At 51.0% G+C, this 14,183-nt stretch carries 17 protein-coding genes; 3 read left to right on the top strand and 14 right to left on the bottom strand.

Going from position 1 to position 14,183, the window contains the following annotated elements; all coding sequences use genetic code 11:
- The first annotated feature begins 215 nt into the window (after positions 1-215).
- Entirely contained in the window at positions 216-752 is a 537-nt protein-coding gene (locus tag HK11_RS08715; RefSeq protein WP_233127711.1) for an outer membrane protein assembly factor BamE, read from the top strand.
- Positions 753-775: 23 nt separating this feature from the next.
- Here the strand turns inward: HK11_RS08715 and HK11_RS08710 are convergent, their stop codons facing one another.
- The 5 genes from HK11_RS08710 to def all read right to left on the bottom strand — a co-directional run bounded on the left by HK11_RS08710 (position 776) and on the right by def (position 4,647).
- Positions 776-2,068, bottom strand: coding sequence for an ATP-binding protein (locus HK11_RS08710; RefSeq protein WP_086554960.1), 1,293 nt, complete (start codon positions 2,066-2,068; stop codon positions 776-778).
- A 93-nt stretch (positions 2,069-2,161) separates the two neighbouring features.
- Positions 2,162-2,890 carry a response regulator gene (locus tag HK11_RS08705; protein ID WP_086554959.1) on the bottom strand — a complete coding sequence of 243 codons (729 nt, stop codon included), beginning with the start codon at positions 2,888-2,890 and terminating at the stop codon, positions 2,162-2,164.
- Positions 2,883-3,410 carry a MarR family winged helix-turn-helix transcriptional regulator gene (locus HK11_RS08700; protein ID WP_086554958.1) on the bottom strand — a complete coding sequence of 176 codons (528 nt, stop codon included), beginning with the start codon at positions 3,408-3,410 and terminating at the stop codon, positions 2,883-2,885. The genes HK11_RS08705 and HK11_RS08700 overlap by 8 nt, the downstream gene beginning before the upstream one ends.
- Entirely contained in the window at positions 3,407-4,120 is a 714-nt protein-coding gene (locus HK11_RS08695) for a rpsU-divergently transcribed protein (protein ID WP_086554957.1), read from the bottom strand. Before HK11_RS08695 ends, HK11_RS08700 begins: the two co-directional genes overlap by 4 nt.
- Positions 4,117-4,647, bottom strand: a complete 531-nt coding sequence (def, locus tag HK11_RS08690; RefSeq protein ID WP_086554956.1) for a peptide deformylase — start codon at positions 4,645-4,647, stop codon at positions 4,117-4,119. Before def ends, HK11_RS08695 begins: the two co-directional genes overlap by 4 nt.
- 200 nt (positions 4,648-4,847) lie before the next feature.
- On the opposite strand from def, the gene rpsU reads away from it, so the two are divergent.
- Positions 4,848-5,051: a 30S ribosomal protein S21 gene (gene rpsU / locus HK11_RS08685; protein ID WP_006557524.1), complete on the top strand. Its 204-nt coding sequence runs from the start codon at positions 4,848-4,850 to the stop codon at positions 5,049-5,051.
- 76 nt (positions 5,052-5,127) lie between these two features.
- Here rpsU and HK11_RS08680 read toward each other — a convergent pair whose 3' ends face one another.
- Together HK11_RS08680 and HK11_RS08675 are read right to left on the bottom strand one after the other, a co-directional pair.
- Positions 5,128-5,418 carry an AzlD family protein gene (locus tag HK11_RS08680; RefSeq protein ID WP_086554955.1) on the bottom strand — a complete coding sequence of 97 codons (291 nt, stop codon included), beginning with the start codon at positions 5,416-5,418 and terminating at the stop codon, positions 5,128-5,130.
- Positions 5,415-6,122, bottom strand: a complete 708-nt coding sequence (locus HK11_RS08675; RefSeq protein ID WP_198911772.1) for an AzlC family ABC transporter permease — start codon at positions 6,120-6,122, stop codon at positions 5,415-5,417. Before HK11_RS08675 ends, HK11_RS08680 begins: the two co-directional genes overlap by 4 nt.
- A gap of 127 nt (positions 6,123-6,249) precedes the next feature.
- On the opposite strand from HK11_RS08675, the gene HK11_RS08670 reads away from it, so the two are divergent.
- The gene (locus HK11_RS08670; protein ID WP_086554953.1) at positions 6,250-6,714 is read left to right on the top strand and encodes an Lrp/AsnC family transcriptional regulator; all 465 of its coding nucleotides are present in this window, start codon (positions 6,250-6,252) and stop codon (positions 6,712-6,714) included.
- 51 nt (positions 6,715-6,765) lie between these two features.
- Here HK11_RS08670 and HK11_RS08665 read toward each other — a convergent pair whose 3' ends face one another.
- The 7 genes from HK11_RS08665 to rimM form a co-directional block, all read right to left on the bottom strand.
- Positions 6,766-8,889: a prolyl oligopeptidase family protein gene (locus HK11_RS08665; RefSeq protein ID WP_086554952.1), complete on the bottom strand. Its 2,124-nt coding sequence runs from the start codon at positions 8,887-8,889 to the stop codon at positions 6,766-6,768.
- A gap of 206 nt (positions 8,890-9,095) precedes the next feature.
- Complete coding sequence (leuB, locus tag HK11_RS08660; RefSeq protein WP_086554951.1) at positions 9,096-10,211, bottom strand: 3-isopropylmalate dehydrogenase; 1,116 nt, start codon at positions 10,209-10,211, stop codon at positions 9,096-9,098.
- Between the two features lie 20 nt (positions 10,212-10,231).
- Positions 10,232-10,855, bottom strand: coding sequence for a 3-isopropylmalate dehydratase small subunit (gene leuD, locus HK11_RS08655; protein WP_086554950.1), 624 nt, complete (start codon positions 10,853-10,855; stop codon positions 10,232-10,234).
- Entirely contained in the window at positions 10,855-12,258 is a 1,404-nt protein-coding gene (gene leuC, locus HK11_RS08650) for a 3-isopropylmalate dehydratase large subunit (RefSeq protein WP_086554949.1), read from the bottom strand. The genes leuD and leuC overlap by 1 nt, the downstream gene beginning before the upstream one ends.
- A gap of 236 nt (positions 12,259-12,494) precedes the next feature.
- Positions 12,495-12,881 (bottom strand): 50S ribosomal protein L19, encoded by a 387-nt coding sequence (gene rplS, locus HK11_RS08640; protein ID WP_086554947.1) that lies wholly within the window; start codon positions 12,879-12,881, stop codon positions 12,495-12,497.
- A gap of 28 nt (positions 12,882-12,909) precedes the next feature.
- Positions 12,910-13,647, bottom strand: a complete 738-nt coding sequence (gene trmD / locus HK11_RS08635; RefSeq protein ID WP_086554946.1) for a tRNA (guanosine(37)-N1)-methyltransferase TrmD — start codon at positions 13,645-13,647, stop codon at positions 12,910-12,912.
- On the bottom strand, positions 13,644-14,183 hold the full coding sequence (gene rimM / locus HK11_RS08630; protein WP_086554945.1) for a ribosome maturation factor RimM: 540 nt from the start codon (positions 14,181-14,183) through the stop codon (positions 13,644-13,646). The genes trmD and rimM overlap by 4 nt, the downstream gene beginning before the upstream one ends.

The raw sequence follows: 14,183 nt of genomic DNA, 5'->3' as shown, positions 1-14,183 counted from the left end.
ATATCAGCCTGACATCAGAATATTTTTTACACGGCTCTCTGATAAAGCTGCCTCACAGCACATCGCTGGTCAGGCTGCGTGATCCGGTCAGTTCAGGGAGACAGGCGCTTTTTTTCATGGTAGTAAATTCAGCACGATATATTTATATCATTACCATTGTAACAACGCACAGGATATCAGACTGAACCATGTTGCCGCAGCGCCCCTTCATCACGATGCGTCTTCGTAAGGCTGTCAGCCTTATCGCAGTTCTGTCTCTTGTATCCGGCTGCTCTATTTTTAGCCCCACACCTGTGCCTCGTGGTTCACTCGTTGAAGCTGATGATTATGACCAGCTTATACCAGGCAGCAGCACCCGTGCTGACGCTATCGACCTTATGGGGTCACCTACAACCCGGGGTGCCTTCGACGATAACACCTGGATTTATATCTCGATGACAACCTATCTGCGTCCGGCAAATTTTCCCGGAATTGATAAACAGCAGGTTGTTGTTCTGAACTTTGACAACGATGGTAAACTAAAAACTTTGCGTACTCTTAACCGCAAAGATGCCCGTCCTGTGTCTATGATCAGTCAGGTCACCCCCACTCCCGGCACAAGCATTAATATCCTGCAGCAAATTCTGGGGAATGTCGGACGATACAACCCCATGCAAAACCTTATGGGCACAGGCAGCGCCACAGGTCAGAGTCAGGGTCTGGGCAACAGCAACTCCGGCCCGGGACACTTCGGCTCAGGCAACACGCTCTGACATCGTAGTCTTTTTCGTTTTCTTTACCAGGGCAGGAGGATACTTACTCTCAGCCCTCCGCCCGGGGCGGTATCGAGCTCCATATCGCCGCCATGTGCACGTATTATGTCGCGCGATATCGTCAGCCCCAAGCCTGTACCGCCACCTTTTCCACTTTCAAATGCACGAAAAACGGTGTCACGAAGCTCCGGGTTAATGCCTTCTCCATCATCATCAGTCACAATGCAGGCGCCAGCGGGCGTTGCATAAGCTGTCAGAGTGACTGCCCCCCCATGCCGACGTGCATTATCGAGCAAATTCATCAAAGCCCGACGTATAGAATCAGGGCGTATGACTAAAAAGACCCCCTCCTCCACCTCCAGCCCCTGAAAATGCGTACCAGCCCGACGTGCTGCAGCGACAACATCTTCAAGATAGGGCCGTAACTCTGTACGCTGAGGTGTTTCAGCCCCCTCTCCCCGGGCAAAAGAGAGGTAGCTGTCAATCATATGCTCCATCTCATCAACATCACCGATCATATCATCAATATCCGGAGCGACCTGGGCAGCATCTACCTGACCGGAACGGGGCAGCATTGCGAGAGACAGGCGAATACGTGTAAGTGGCGTGCGCAAATCATGCGATACTCCGGCCAGAACACCGGTTCTTTGTGAAATGAAACGATAAATCCGGTCCTGCATCCGGTTAAACGCAACAGCGGCTTTTCGTACCTCCTGGGCGCCGTATGGCCTGATTGGCCCGACATCACGCCCGAGGCCAAACTGTTCAGCTGCATAAGCGAGACGACGAATAGCCCTGACCTGATTACGCAAAAACAGGCTGGCCAGCAAAAACAACAAAAACGAGCTACCTGCTGTCCATGACACAAACAGCCATAACTGCCCCATATCAAGACGCTTACGCGGCACCTGGACTTCTAAAATACCATCACTGAGCTGAATAAAAACAAATACTGTGTGCCGGTCCGTATGCCAGTCAATAAAAAGCGGATGGTCAACGCTGCTCTCAAGAGCATGGGCAAGATTTTCATCCATCGGGCCCATAATATGATTAGTACCAACGCGTGTCAGCTGAAATCCTGGCTTCCATATCTCTATCAGATGCAGCTGATCCTGTGCCTGATTAACAAACCACTGCTTGTCACTTTGAGAATGCAGCCTTTCCAGAGTTTTAAGAGAGAGAACGATTTCAGAGGCAACAGAATCTGACAAACGGCGTGAGGCAACGCCAAGAAAGTTACCATAAAACAGCCCCTGCGATATCACCTGCGTCACCAGAAGGGGTATCAGCACAATAAGCAAAGAGCGCCCCAGCATCGAGCGAGGCAAAATACGCCTGATGCTTTTTTCAACCCGGGGGGATCTGAGCCATTGCTTATATGTCACGCAACCTCTCTGAAAGATGCCACTCTATGAAAGACCAGGCTTAAGAACATACCCCCGCCCACGAATAGTGTGGAGAAAGCGTGGCTCACGCGGGTCTTTTTCTATACGACGCCGCAAACGTGTAATCTGCACATCAACAGCACGCTCACCTATATCTGGCATTTCAAGCGCCTGAGCAATTTCCTCACGGGAAAACACTCTGTTTGGCTGTCTGGCCAGAACAGCTAGGAGAGCGCCCTCCCCGCCTGTCAGATGAATATTACCCTCAGGACCACACAACAAAGCACGCACAGGGTCAAAATCCTTATCCCCCAGACGTACAATCCGCAACTCATCAGAAGCACTCTGCGGGAGATGACGGCGCAGATGTGCCCTGATACGCAGCAGCAGCTCCCTAGGCTCAAAAGGTTTGCCCATATAGTCATCTGCTCCGGCTTCAAGGCCGGTAATACGATCGGCGGGCTCACCCCGTGCTGTCAGCAAAATAATCGGAAAGGACAAACCCTGCTGACGAAGAGAGCGCGTCAGCTCAAGCCCGCTCTCACCAGGCATTGTGACGTCGAGCACCATAGCGTCAGGCTGAATACTCTCAAGGGCCTGGCGCGTTTCTGCCGCATTTGACGCAACACTGACACGCAGCCCATGCTCAGACAGATAACGCTGCAAAAGCCGCCTGAGGCGTGCATCATCATCAACCACGATAATGTGAGAGGCTTCCTCTCTCCCGGTAGAAAGATCAGAGAGACTATCCACTCACCGCACCCTTTTTACGTGTGATCTCATCATCTGACATTAAACTACGGCTACTTTCTGAAAGCATACCCCACATAACACGCCGAAACCCTTCAACCGCGGCTCCGCCCGCATCACGATAAGCCGCGACAAGCCGGCCTCTGGCAACTGAAAAAAGTTCCGCTTCCACCCTCTGCCCCTTTTTGCTCAGCGTTAACAGCTTTTGCCGTCTGTCACGCCGGGAGGCTGTCGTATCAACATAGTCCCGCTCATGCAGCTCGGTCAGCGTACGGGCAAGACTTTGTTTGGTGACACCAAGAATATCACGCAGCCGGCTGACAGTCACACCCGGACTAAAAGCAAGCACCTGCAGCACACGATAATGCGCACGCCCCAGGTCATATTCTTCAAGAAGAGGAGCAATCGCTTCAGCAGCATCACGGTTTGCCAGGAACATGATCGTCTGAGCATGTCTGATCTGCTCCTCCCTGAGAAACAGAAGACCCGAGCCTGCTTCATCAACCGGGCGATAACCATTCATACAGAGGCTGTCTCCCCATTTTCTGCCGGGGAGGCGCTGCGAGCCGTTTTACTGCCTTTTTTCATAAAAAACTCACTCAGACGCGCCTTTATCTGCCCTGTTTTCAGAACTGCTGCCAGACGGCGGTCAATAAATGCCACCATATCTGCGTCACTTCCGCCACGCGAGAGCCAGTATAATAAAGATACGGCATAAACATGGCTTAACGTCAGGCGTTTGGTGACAAATGTCAGGCCTGATGACATATCATCAGCCCCCTGCCAGATTGCATTCACTGTACGCATGAGAGAACGTCGCAAAACCTGAATCCCCCCCGGCGTAACCAGTAAAGATCGTAATGCGGCACGGGCTGCATTTCTGCGGCTCTCATCGCCCGGCAAACGACATAAAAGTAACTGCCTGACCCGGCGACTCAGACGCTCTTCCCGGATATCAAAGGCAGCATCAAGCATTTCCCGGTCACATAAATCAGACCAGGCTTCGATCATCTCAGTTACCCCACCGGGAAAAAGAAGATCGGCGTCATCTCCGGCCACGTCAGATAAAACAGACAGGCTCCACCCGCGCGTTCCGGCCTGCCGTGCAAGTTTACGCAATGCCTCATCCCGCAGGGGATCATGCTCAGGCAAAGAAGGGGTACTGGCTGACGCTATACCGGCAACAGCGAGTAAAACAGCCTGCCTGATCTGCGCAGAGGAAACAAAATTCATGTCCGCACTCCATATTTTACCATCTCGGCCTCATAACCAAACCGGCCTATATCCGTCATCCGCATTGGATACAGGATACCATCAAGATGATCCATTTCATGCTGCATGACATGGGCACGAAAACCTGATGCCACGCCTGCAACAGGCTGACCGTTGCGATCGTAGCCTGTATAGCGCACCCGTTTATAACGCGGCACCTCACCGCGCATACCGGGGATAGATAAACACCCTTCAAAACGCGGTATCATCTCATCATCAACAGGCTCAAGAGCCGGGTTAATAATTACCTGCACGGCCAGTGGCGGGTCTTCCTCCCCCTCGCTGCGTACTTCAGGCACCGAATAAAGAAACAACCTCTGCGAAACATGCACCTGGGGCGCCGCCAGGCCAACACCACCGGCATCAGCCAGAGTTTCTGTCATATCATCTATCAGTTTCTGTAACTCAGGGGCACCAGGATGAGCGACCTCATCAGCACGCCTGAGAAGTACCGGGTGGCCCATGCGGGCTATTTTGAGAATGGTCACGCTGTTCTGATCTCCCACCGGAAAATATTTTTTAAATGAATATGATTAAGAAGAAAGAACGATTTGTATTTTTACACAAGCCCATGCTATACGGTCTGCCAGTATCAGGAATCGGCGTGACGCCCTGCGTCTGCCTTCTTTTATTTATACACACTAAAGCCGGAAAAACCGGGTTTTTTGAAACAGGGGTTAGTCACCAAGTGCACGTTCTCGTCCGCGATAATAATGTCGACCAGGCTCTTAAAGCCCTCAAGAAGAAAATGCAGCGCGAAGGCATTTTCCGCGAAATGAAACTTCGTCGTCACTTCGAAAAGCCATCAGAGCGCAAAGCTCGTGAGTCTGCCGAAGCTGTACGTCGTGCACGCAAGATGGAGCGTAAGCGTCTGGAGCGTGAAGGCTTCTAAGCCTCCGCACAGATTACAGCGCAAAGCCGGGCCTTCCCTCAGGAAGCCCGGTTTTTTTTGTGCCTGCCCCCCCTGACTAAACAGGAACCCAGGCCCTGAGAAGCCAGGCTGACCCTATACCGATCAGCACCGTATAAAACAGGGAGAACCTTAAGGCTGCCAGCATGGTGACGCCAAGAGCCAGCAGATCAGCCACTCGCCCTGATGCAAAATCAGGCGCCAGTACCGAAATAAGAATACACCCCGGAGCAACCTCCATCATACGCGCCACACGTCGTGAAACAGGGTAACGGCTCAGAATAAGATACCCTCCGATACGCGTGCTGTATGTTGCCAGTGCCATGAATATTATTGTCAGAATAATCATGCCCGTGCCTGCCACCATGCCAGAGTTAAACCAGCAAGTGCACCACATGGTACATACCAGCCTTTTGGAAGATACAAATAAGCTGTTATCGCCACAGCAAGGCTAACGACCCAGGGCAGACCTGAAAACAGCAGGCCTTTCCACATACCCTTCAGCAATACAAAAAATACAGCCGGAAACGCCATATCAAACCCGTAGCGTGTAACATCACCCAAAACCGGCCCAAGGAGAGCCCCCGCAAAGGTTGATAACACCCAGTTAAAATAAAGCATGCCAGCCACACCAGTATAATATGGCAGACTAAAACCTCTTTTTTTACAGTCTGACAGACTCAGTGCCCAGGCTTCATCACACATAAAAAATAGACAAACCAGGGCCTTAAACCGTGATAATTTGTTCAGATAAGGCGCAAAAACAGCCCCCATAAGCAAATGCCGGCTGTTAATCAGAAATGTTACACTCACAATAAGCAGTATATGCGGTGGGGATGTCCATAACCCGATCGCTGCAAACTCTGAACCACCACCAAAATTAAGACCCGTCATCACCGGCACCTGCCAGGATGACAGATGTTGCATACGAGCCTGCGCGCCAAGCACCAGCCCAAAGGGAATAAAACTCATTGCAACCGGGAACGAAGTACGCACAGCCCGCCAGAACTCAGATGCGGCTCCCGGGGGGGCATCATCAGCACATGTATTCACACTCATCACCATAAAATAAAAGCAGCCGAATGTAGCGATAAAGACGTAAAATGTGCTTTCAAAAAATACTTATAAATCTTCTTAAATTAGAATATTAAACTCTTAATTCTTTTATAAAGAGCATAATATGCCATACTCTCCCGATGAGATAGACAGACGAATTTTAGTCGCCCTGCAACGTAACGGGCGTATCAGCAATATCGAGCTGGCCCGGGAAATTGGTTTAACCCCAACCCCCTGCCTGCGCCGTGTGCGCCAGCTTGAAGAAGCCGGTTTAATTGATGAGTATGTTGCTCTGCTAAACCCCGTAAAAATGGGATTTACGACCACGGTGTTTGTCCGCGTCTGGCTTGATGCGCAGGATGAAGATACTGTCAGCCACTTTGTAAAAGTCATTCAGGCCTCACCTGAGGTCGTTGAATGTCACTTAATGGCGGGAGACTGTGATTTTCTGCTGCGTGTTCTTGTTAAAAGTCTTGAGGCTTACAGGCATTTTCAGTCAGAATATCTGGCTCGCATTAAAGGCGTACGCAGTCTTAAAACAGATATTCCCATGCAAAAGGTCAAGCTTTCATGGAAACTGCCTTTATAAGCGGTAAAACCCCTCTCCCTCCGAAAGGGAGGAAAGAGGGGGAAATAAAATTTACGGCTGATCCATCAGAAACTGAGACAGATAAACAAATTCAAGCGCACGCTCCTGCGCAACTTCAGGCGCATTTACTGTGCCCGAGTGCCCGCCCTGAATATCTTCATAATAATAAAACTTTTTACCCATACTCTGTAGCTTCTCAGCGAAACGACGAGCATGTACCGGGCCAACACGATCATCACTGGTCGAGGTAAAAATAAAGGGCACGGGATAGGTCACATCAGCTTTCAGTGACTGCAACGGAGAAATTTTACGCAAAAACTCTGCTTCCGATGGCACTGACATAGAACCATATTCCCCAACCCATGAAGCACCGGCTGACATGGTTTCAAAATGCTCCATATCGAGCAGCGGCACACCAATGATCACAGCTTTCCATAAATCAGGATGCTGCACCATTTCAGCTCCGGCCAGCAGGCCGCCATTAGAGCGGCCACGAATACCAAGATGTTCTGTTGATGTAATGCCCCGGTGGATGAGATCTTTACCAACGGCCGCAAAATCATCATAGGCTTTCATCCGCCCTGATTTACGTGCCACCTCGTGCCATTTTGGCCCGAACTCACCACCGCCACGAATATTGGCAACGACATAAACACCACCACGTTCAAGCCATAGCAGGCCCGTTTCGGGTGCATAAACAGGCGTGTAAGAAACCTGGAAACCACCATAAGCCGTCATTAATGTCGGGTTTTGGCCATTCATTGGCATGTTACGACGATGAACAATGAAATACGGCACTTTCACACCATCTGTCGATGTTGCCCACAACTGCTCTGTTTCAAGGTCACTCGCATTAAACCGGGCGGGCGCTGCTTTCACCTGGCGTGGCTTTTCATCTCCCTGCACAAGCCAGAGTTCGCGTGGCTTAATATAGCTTTCCACACTCACAAAGGCTTCATCTGACTGCGTGCTGGTCGCAGCAACATGCACCGAAGCCATATCTGGCAGGTTAAGCTGTTCACTCTGCCATGGTTTACCGGCGCAGGCACTTTTGAATCGGGCAGCGCGACCGCGCACATTATCAAGGAAGCTGATCAGAACAGCATTTTTAGTAACACCGATATCCTCAACAGCCTGAGTGGCTGATGGGGTAAAAACAATTTCGGCGCTCTGAACGGTATTCTCCGGGTCAACAGAGACCACACTGCCGGCAGGTATAGTTGGAAGACCTTCGCGCTTCCAGTCTTCATTCACAGAGAAGATCAGACGACCATTCAGCAACCCCTGCACGTCAGCCTTTTCTGGTATGCTCAGCCAGTGCAGCGTATTACCGTCAAGCACAGCAAAACGCACTTCAAAGAAAGTCACCCGACGAGAAACAAGCACCAGGCGGTGCCCCTGGCCATCTGTCAGAGCAAGTGTTTCAACGCTGATATCAGAAGGCTGGCCACGATAAACCTCCTGCGCATGTGCCGGAGACTGCCCCCGCTCAACCTTTTTAACCACAAATGGATAGCCTGACGCTGTCAGGTCTGTTCCTTTTCCGTCCCAGTCACGTGCAAGCAGAATAGTATTATCATCAAGCCAGGTTGCATTCTGTTTTGAACGGGAAAATTCAAAACCATTCTCTTTAACAAACTGACCTGTCTTTGTATTAAACTCGCGCAGCGTTACGGCATCTTCACCACCATCTGACAGCGCAATCAGACATTTCTCATCTGCCGGGTTAAGACAGCTGGTTCCCTGAAAAACCCAGTTTTTATGGTCCTGCTTTGAAAGCGCATCAAAATCAATTTTTGTCTGCCATGACGGGTCAGAAGATAAATAAGACTCAAGTGTAGCCGCCCGCCATATACCGTGGGGGTGCTGCGCATCCTGCCAGAAATTCCAGATACCACCGGCAAAAAAATCAGGTGAAGGCAATCTGTCTGGTGCCTGTAAAACACTCAGTGTTTTATCGTAAAACTCCTGATAGCGTTTATCTTTTTCAAGCTCACTGGTCGTTTTATTATTCTGTGCCCTGACCCATTCAAGAGCTTTAGCACCGTGAATATCACTCAGAAAAGCTGTGTTATTTTGCTTATTTACAGCCTGTGTCGCAGCGCTGCATGGCACAGTAGCGGCAACCGCCAGAACAGACACGGCAGATGCCAGCAACCAACCTCTTAAATTCATAGAACACCCTTTTCTCTACACCGGCAATAAAGCCCTTATATGCAAAGGAAGAATGTAACAGCAGCAGAATGATTGCAATAACTATGTCTGCTCTGCGTTTAACGTCTCAAGGACGGAAATTTTAAAATTCATTTTAAATAAAAAAGCTGACTTCTGAAATAATGAATATTTTCAAAAGCCAGCTTTATCAAACACGTTAGATTTTATCAGGCCGCAGCATTAAGGGCTTCAATAATAGCTTTACCCATTTCTGATGTACTCACAGCTTTCTGCCCGGCACCAGCGATATCAGCCGTACGCAGGCCACTGGCCAGAACAGCGGAGACTGCGTTTTCAATCTCCTGCGCAGCATCCTGAAGGTTAAGTGAATAACGCAGCAGCATGGCAAAAGACAAAATTTGTGCAAGCGGGTTGGCAATACCTTTGCCTGCAATATCTGGCGCACTGCCATGAATAGGCTCATAAAGCGCCGGGAACTTCCCGCTTTCATCAGCAACACCCAGTGTCGCTGATGGCAACATCCCCAGGCTGCCTGTCAGCATAGAAGCAAGGTCTGACAACAGATCACCAAACAGATTACCCGTGACAATCACATCAAACTGGCGCGGATTTCTGACCAGCTGCATAGCACAGTTATCAGCCAGCATATGAGACAGCTCAACGTCCTGATATTCGCGGGCATGCAATTCGGTTACGACCTCTTTCCACAAAAGACCGCTTTCCATCACGTTGCATTTCTCAACTGAGCAGACACGACCCTGACGCTTCCGTGCCAGATCAAAAGCAACACGGGCAACACGCTCAATTTCAGATGTTGTATAAACTTCTGTATTGATTCCTTTTTTACTGCCGTCAGGCAAAGTCTCGATACCGCGCGGGCTGCCAAAATAAATACCGCCGACACTTTCACGTACAATCATGATGTCGAGACCCTGCACAACTTCAGGGCGGAGCGTGCTGGCATCAACCAGCGCGTCAAACACCTGAGCCGGACGCAGGTTAGCAAATAAAGCCAGCTCCTGACGCAGTTTAAGAATAGCCAGTTCAGGCCGCTTTTCAAACCCGACATGAGCCCAGCGCGGGTCACCAACTGAGCCGAACAAAACTGCATCAGCCGCCCATGCTTTCTCAATCACCTCATCACGGATCGGCACACCATATTTCTCAAGTGATGCCCCCCCAACCAGGTCTTCTGACACCTCGAAAGAAAGACCGCGCTTCTGTTCAAGCCACGTCATGATGTGGCGCACTTCCTGCATCACTTCGGGGCCAATTCCGTCACCAGGCAGCACAAGAAGCTTTTTAGGTGATTGAGCAGTCATGAACTTCTCCAGTCAGTAAGTCAGTCTATAGAAATTGTAGGAACCCAAGGGCGGTCGTGAGCAACCTGCTCTTCATAGGTGTCGATACGCTTTTCATGCAAAAGAGTCTGGCCAATATCATCAAGGCCCTCAATCAGCATGTGTTTACGGAACGGGTCGATCTCAAACGGAATTTCTTTACCATCCGGGCGAATAACAACCTGACGTGGCAAATCAACAGTCAGACGGGCGTTGCTGCCCATACGGGCATCTTCCATCAGGGCGTCGCACAGCTCACGCGGCAGGCATATCGGCAAGATGCCATTTTTAAAGCAGTTATTGAAAAAAATATCCGCAAAAGATGGCGCAATAACACAGCGAATACCGAAATCAAGCAGGGCCCAGGGCGCATGTTCACGTGAAGAGCCGCAGCCAAGGTTATCATGCGTTATCAGAATTTCTGCATGACGCCATGGCAGCTGATTGAGAACAAAGTCAGGGTTTTCTGTACCATCAGGATGATAGCGCATGCTGTCAAAGGCATGTTTACCAAGCCCGGTACGCTTTGTTGTTTTAAGAAAGCGGGCAGGAATAATTTTATCGGTGTCGATATTAGCTTCAGGCAGTGCTGCTGCTACTGCCGATAAAGATGTAAATTTTTCCATCAGATCAGCTCCCTCACATCAGTCAGGCATCCGGTCACAGCTGCTGCTGCTGCCATAGCCGGCGAGAGCAGATGTGTACGACCAGCCGGACCCTGACGTCCTTCAAAATTACGGTTCGAGGTTGAAGCACAACGCTGCTGCGGTGTCAGGCGATCAGGGTTCATGCCCAGGCACATTGAGCAGCCAGCCTCACGCCATTCAAACCCTGCATCAAGGAAAATTTTATCCAGCCCTTCCTGCTCAGCCTGCTGTTTCACCAGACCTGACCCGGGCACAATCATGGCACGAACACCCTCTGCCACCTTACGGCCGGCAGCGACATGAGCAACGGCACGCAAATCTTCAATACGGCTGTTAGTACATGAACCAATAAAGACAACATCGACAGGCACACCAGCTATAGTCTGCCCGGCTTCGAGCCCCATATACTCAAGCATACGACGACGCTGCACTTTCACAGCCTCATCTGTTTCCTGCTCGGGGTCCGGCACTGTGCCGGTAATAGAAACAACCGTTTCAGGGCTGGTACCCCATGTCAGGGACGGTGCGATATCCTCAGCGCGCAGCGTTATTTCTTTGTCAAAATGCGCACCTTCGTCAGAGGCAAGCGTGCGCCAGTATGCAACAGCCTTGTCGAAATCATCGCCTTTAGGAGCAAACGGACGGTTTCTGACATACTCAAATGTCACATCGTCAGGAGCAACCATGCCTGCACGTGCGCCCGCCTCAATCGACATGTTACAGATCGTCATACGACCGGCCATATCAAGACCACGGATGGCTGAACCAGCAAATTCAATAACGTGACCCGTGCCACCTGCTGTGCCGATATGCCCGATAATCGCAAGCATAATATCTTTAGCCGAAACGCCGTTGCCTGGTGTGCCTTCAACCGTCACACGCATATTTCTGGCCGGACGCTGCAAAATAGTCTGCGTTGCCATTACATGCTCAACTTCTGACGTACCAATACCAAAAGCAAGCGAACCCATAGCACCATGGGTGGAGGTGTGAGAATCACCACAGACAATAGTCATACCAGGCAGAGAAATGCCCTGCTCGGGGCCAACAACATGCACAATGCCCTGACTGGCAGAAAGCAGCGGAAAATAGGGAACACCGAACTCTTTAACATTACGTTCAAGCGTTTCGATCTGATTACGGCTGTCTTCTTCTTCAATCGGCTGGCTACGGTCAGAAGTCGGCACGTTATGGTCTACCACAGCGACCGTTTTTTCAGGGTGACGCAAACGGCGCCCGGCAAGACGCAAGCCCTCAAATGCCTGAGGGCTGGTCACTTCATGCACAAGGTGGCGGTCGATATAAAGAATAGAAGTACCATCGGGCAATGTCTCGACAACATGATGATCCCAGATTTTGTCGAACAGCGTACGCGGCGCCATGGTCCTTCCCCTTTTCGTATACCGGCCTGACTATTTCCGCAGCACCCGAGCTGCCCTGACCGGCCTTATCGTTCGTTTCTTATATGTGCCTTTTTATGTCCCGGCTACAGACAGAGCAGAGATAAAAAAGCGAATGTGAGCTGTCTGTCAGTTTTTTAATATGACCATAAAAAAACCCGGCTGCAAAACGCGGCCGGGCTTTCTCATGCAACGAAACTGACTGGTTACAGTCTGTTTCAGCTGGCAGCAGCAGGTGCCACCACGTCACGGGGACGTTCTGCAATACGAGCAGACTTACCGCTACGGCCACGCAGATAGTACAGTTTTGCACGACGCACTTTACCACGACGTACAACTTTAATTTCTGCAATGATGGGCCCATAAAGCGGGAAAATACGCTCTACGCCTTCACCGTTAGAAATTTTACGCACTGTGAAGTTGCTGTTCAGCCCGCGGTTAGAGCGTGCAATCACAACACCTTCGAATGCCTGAACGCGCTTACGCTCGCCTTCGACAACATGCACAGAAACGCGAACCGTATCACCGGCTGCAAATTCTGGCACAGGGCGTGCTGCTGTAAGACGTGCAATCTCGGCAGCTTCATACTGCTGAATAATATTCATATTCCGTAATCCTTCCTCAAACCCCGGTTTAGCCTGCCTGGCCGGACATTCCGGCAGCAGTCTCATTTTTTTCTCTGCGAGCCAGCCAGGCAGACCACAGGTCCGGCCTTCTTTCCCGCGTTGTCTCTTCAGCCTTTTTCTGCCGCCAGGCAGCAATGGCAGCATGATTACCAGAAAGCAGAACATCCGGCACTTTACGCCCCTGCCACTCAGCAGGACGTGTATAATGCGGATACTCCAGCAGACCGTCGGAAAAACTTTCCTCAACCCCGCTCTGGTCGCTGCCCATCACACCAGGCAGCAAACGCACACATGCATCCAGAAAGACCTGAGCCGCTGCTTCCCCACCCGACAGAACATAATCCCCGACAGAGACCTGTTCCACATTGTGGGCTTCAAGCACCCGCTCATCCACACCTTCAAAGCGGCCACACATCAGAACAACACCCGGAGCACCGGCATAACGGACAACATCTTTCTGACGCAGAGGTGTCCCTCTGGGTGTCAGAAAAACCCGGGGAACATCCGCCGGGGCGTCAACAGCCGAAAAAGCTGCATCAGCAACATCTGCCCGTATAACCATACCTGCACCACCACCAAACGGCGTATCATCCACCGCACGGTGCCGGCCAAGCCCACACTGACGCAAATCATATGTGCTGCATGACCAGGTTTTGTTCTCAAGCGCACGACCTGCAAGAGAGATACCCAGCACACCCGGAAACGCTTCAGGAAAAAGCGTCATAACCGTAGCCTGCCAGGTCATACCTGCTGCTCCGCTGACCGTCCCGAAACACCCTGCCCTTCTTCGCCTGAAACCTCAGCAGGACGAACAATACGAACTGCCCGCGCGGCAAGGTCAACCTCAGGCACACAGGCACGGGTGAAAGGGATAATCAGACCACCTTCAATCTCCAGGCTGGCACCACCACCGTAATCATGAACCATCAGGATACGCCCGAGAGAAACTGTACCTTCCCAGGCCTCCATTCCGATCAGATCTGAATGATAGAACTCTTCCTCTTCTGTCTCGGGCAAAAGATCCCGGGAGACATACAGGCGCGTATTAACCAGAGCCTGCGCTGCTGTGCGATCAGATATCAGGTTGCCGCGTGCATCACGCAGCTCCGCAACACCATCAGCACCACGCCAGCGCAAAGACCATGACCGCCCCTGCTCGTCCTGAAGAGCCTCATACTCCTCCAGTGTTGCAGGGTCATCTGCATAGCTATGCACACGCACAAGGCCGCGCACACCATGAGCTTTCCCTATAACACCAATTAATATGAGGTCTGAACGCAT

It is taken from the genome of Acetobacter sp. DmW_043, assembly GCF_002153485.1.
GTDB classification, from domain to species: domain Bacteria; phylum Pseudomonadota; class Alphaproteobacteria; order Acetobacterales; family Acetobacteraceae; genus Acetobacter; species Acetobacter thailandicus.
This window is presented reverse-complemented; position numbering and strand designations above follow the sequence as displayed.

What these genes read in the sequence shown, in the direction of transcription:
- HK11_RS08715 (WP_233127711.1), top strand. Translation starts at nt 216, where the DNA reads ATGCGTCTTCGTAAGGCTGTCAGCCTTATCGCAGTTCTGTCTCTTGTA.
- HK11_RS08710 (WP_086554960.1), bottom strand. Translation starts at nt 2,068, where the DNA reads ATGCTGGGGCGCTCTTTGCTTATTGTGCTGATACCCCTTCTGGTGACG.
- HK11_RS08700 (WP_086554958.1), bottom strand. Translation starts at nt 3,410, where the DNA reads ATGAATGGTTATCGCCCGGTTGATGAAGCAGGCTCGGGTCTTCTGTTT.
- HK11_RS08695 (WP_086554957.1), bottom strand. Translation starts at nt 4,120, where the DNA reads ATGAATTTTGTTTCCTCTGCGCAGATCAGGCAGGCTGTTTTACTCGCT.
- HK11_RS08680 (WP_086554955.1), bottom strand. Translation starts at nt 5,418, where the DNA reads ATGATTATTCTGACAATAATATTCATGGCACTGGCAACATACAGCACG.
- HK11_RS08670 (WP_086554953.1), top strand. Translation starts at nt 6,250, where the DNA reads ATGCCATACTCTCCCGATGAGATAGACAGACGAATTTTAGTCGCCCTG.
- HK11_RS08665 (WP_086554952.1), bottom strand. Translation starts at nt 8,889, where the DNA reads ATGAATTTAAGAGGTTGGTTGCTGGCATCTGCCGTGTCTGTTCTGGCG.
- leuB (WP_086554951.1), bottom strand. Translation starts at nt 10,211, where the DNA reads ATGACTGCTCAATCACCTAAAAAGCTTCTTGTGCTGCCTGGTGACGGA.
- leuD (WP_086554950.1), bottom strand. Translation starts at nt 10,855, where the DNA reads ATGGAAAAATTTACATCTTTATCGGCAGTAGCAGCAGCACTGCCTGAA.
- leuC (WP_086554949.1), bottom strand. Translation starts at nt 12,258, where the DNA reads ATGGCGCCGCGTACGCTGTTCGACAAAATCTGGGATCATCATGTTGTC.
- rplS (WP_086554947.1), bottom strand. Translation starts at nt 12,881, where the DNA reads ATGAATATTATTCAGCAGTATGAAGCTGCCGAGATTGCACGTCTTACA.
- trmD (WP_086554946.1), bottom strand. Translation starts at nt 13,647, where the DNA reads ATGACCTGGCAGGCTACGGTTATGACGCTTTTTCCTGAAGCGTTTCCG.
- rimM (WP_086554945.1), bottom strand. Translation starts at nt 14,183, where the DNA reads ATGCGTTCAGACCTCATATTAATTGGTGTTATAGGGAAAGCTCATGGT.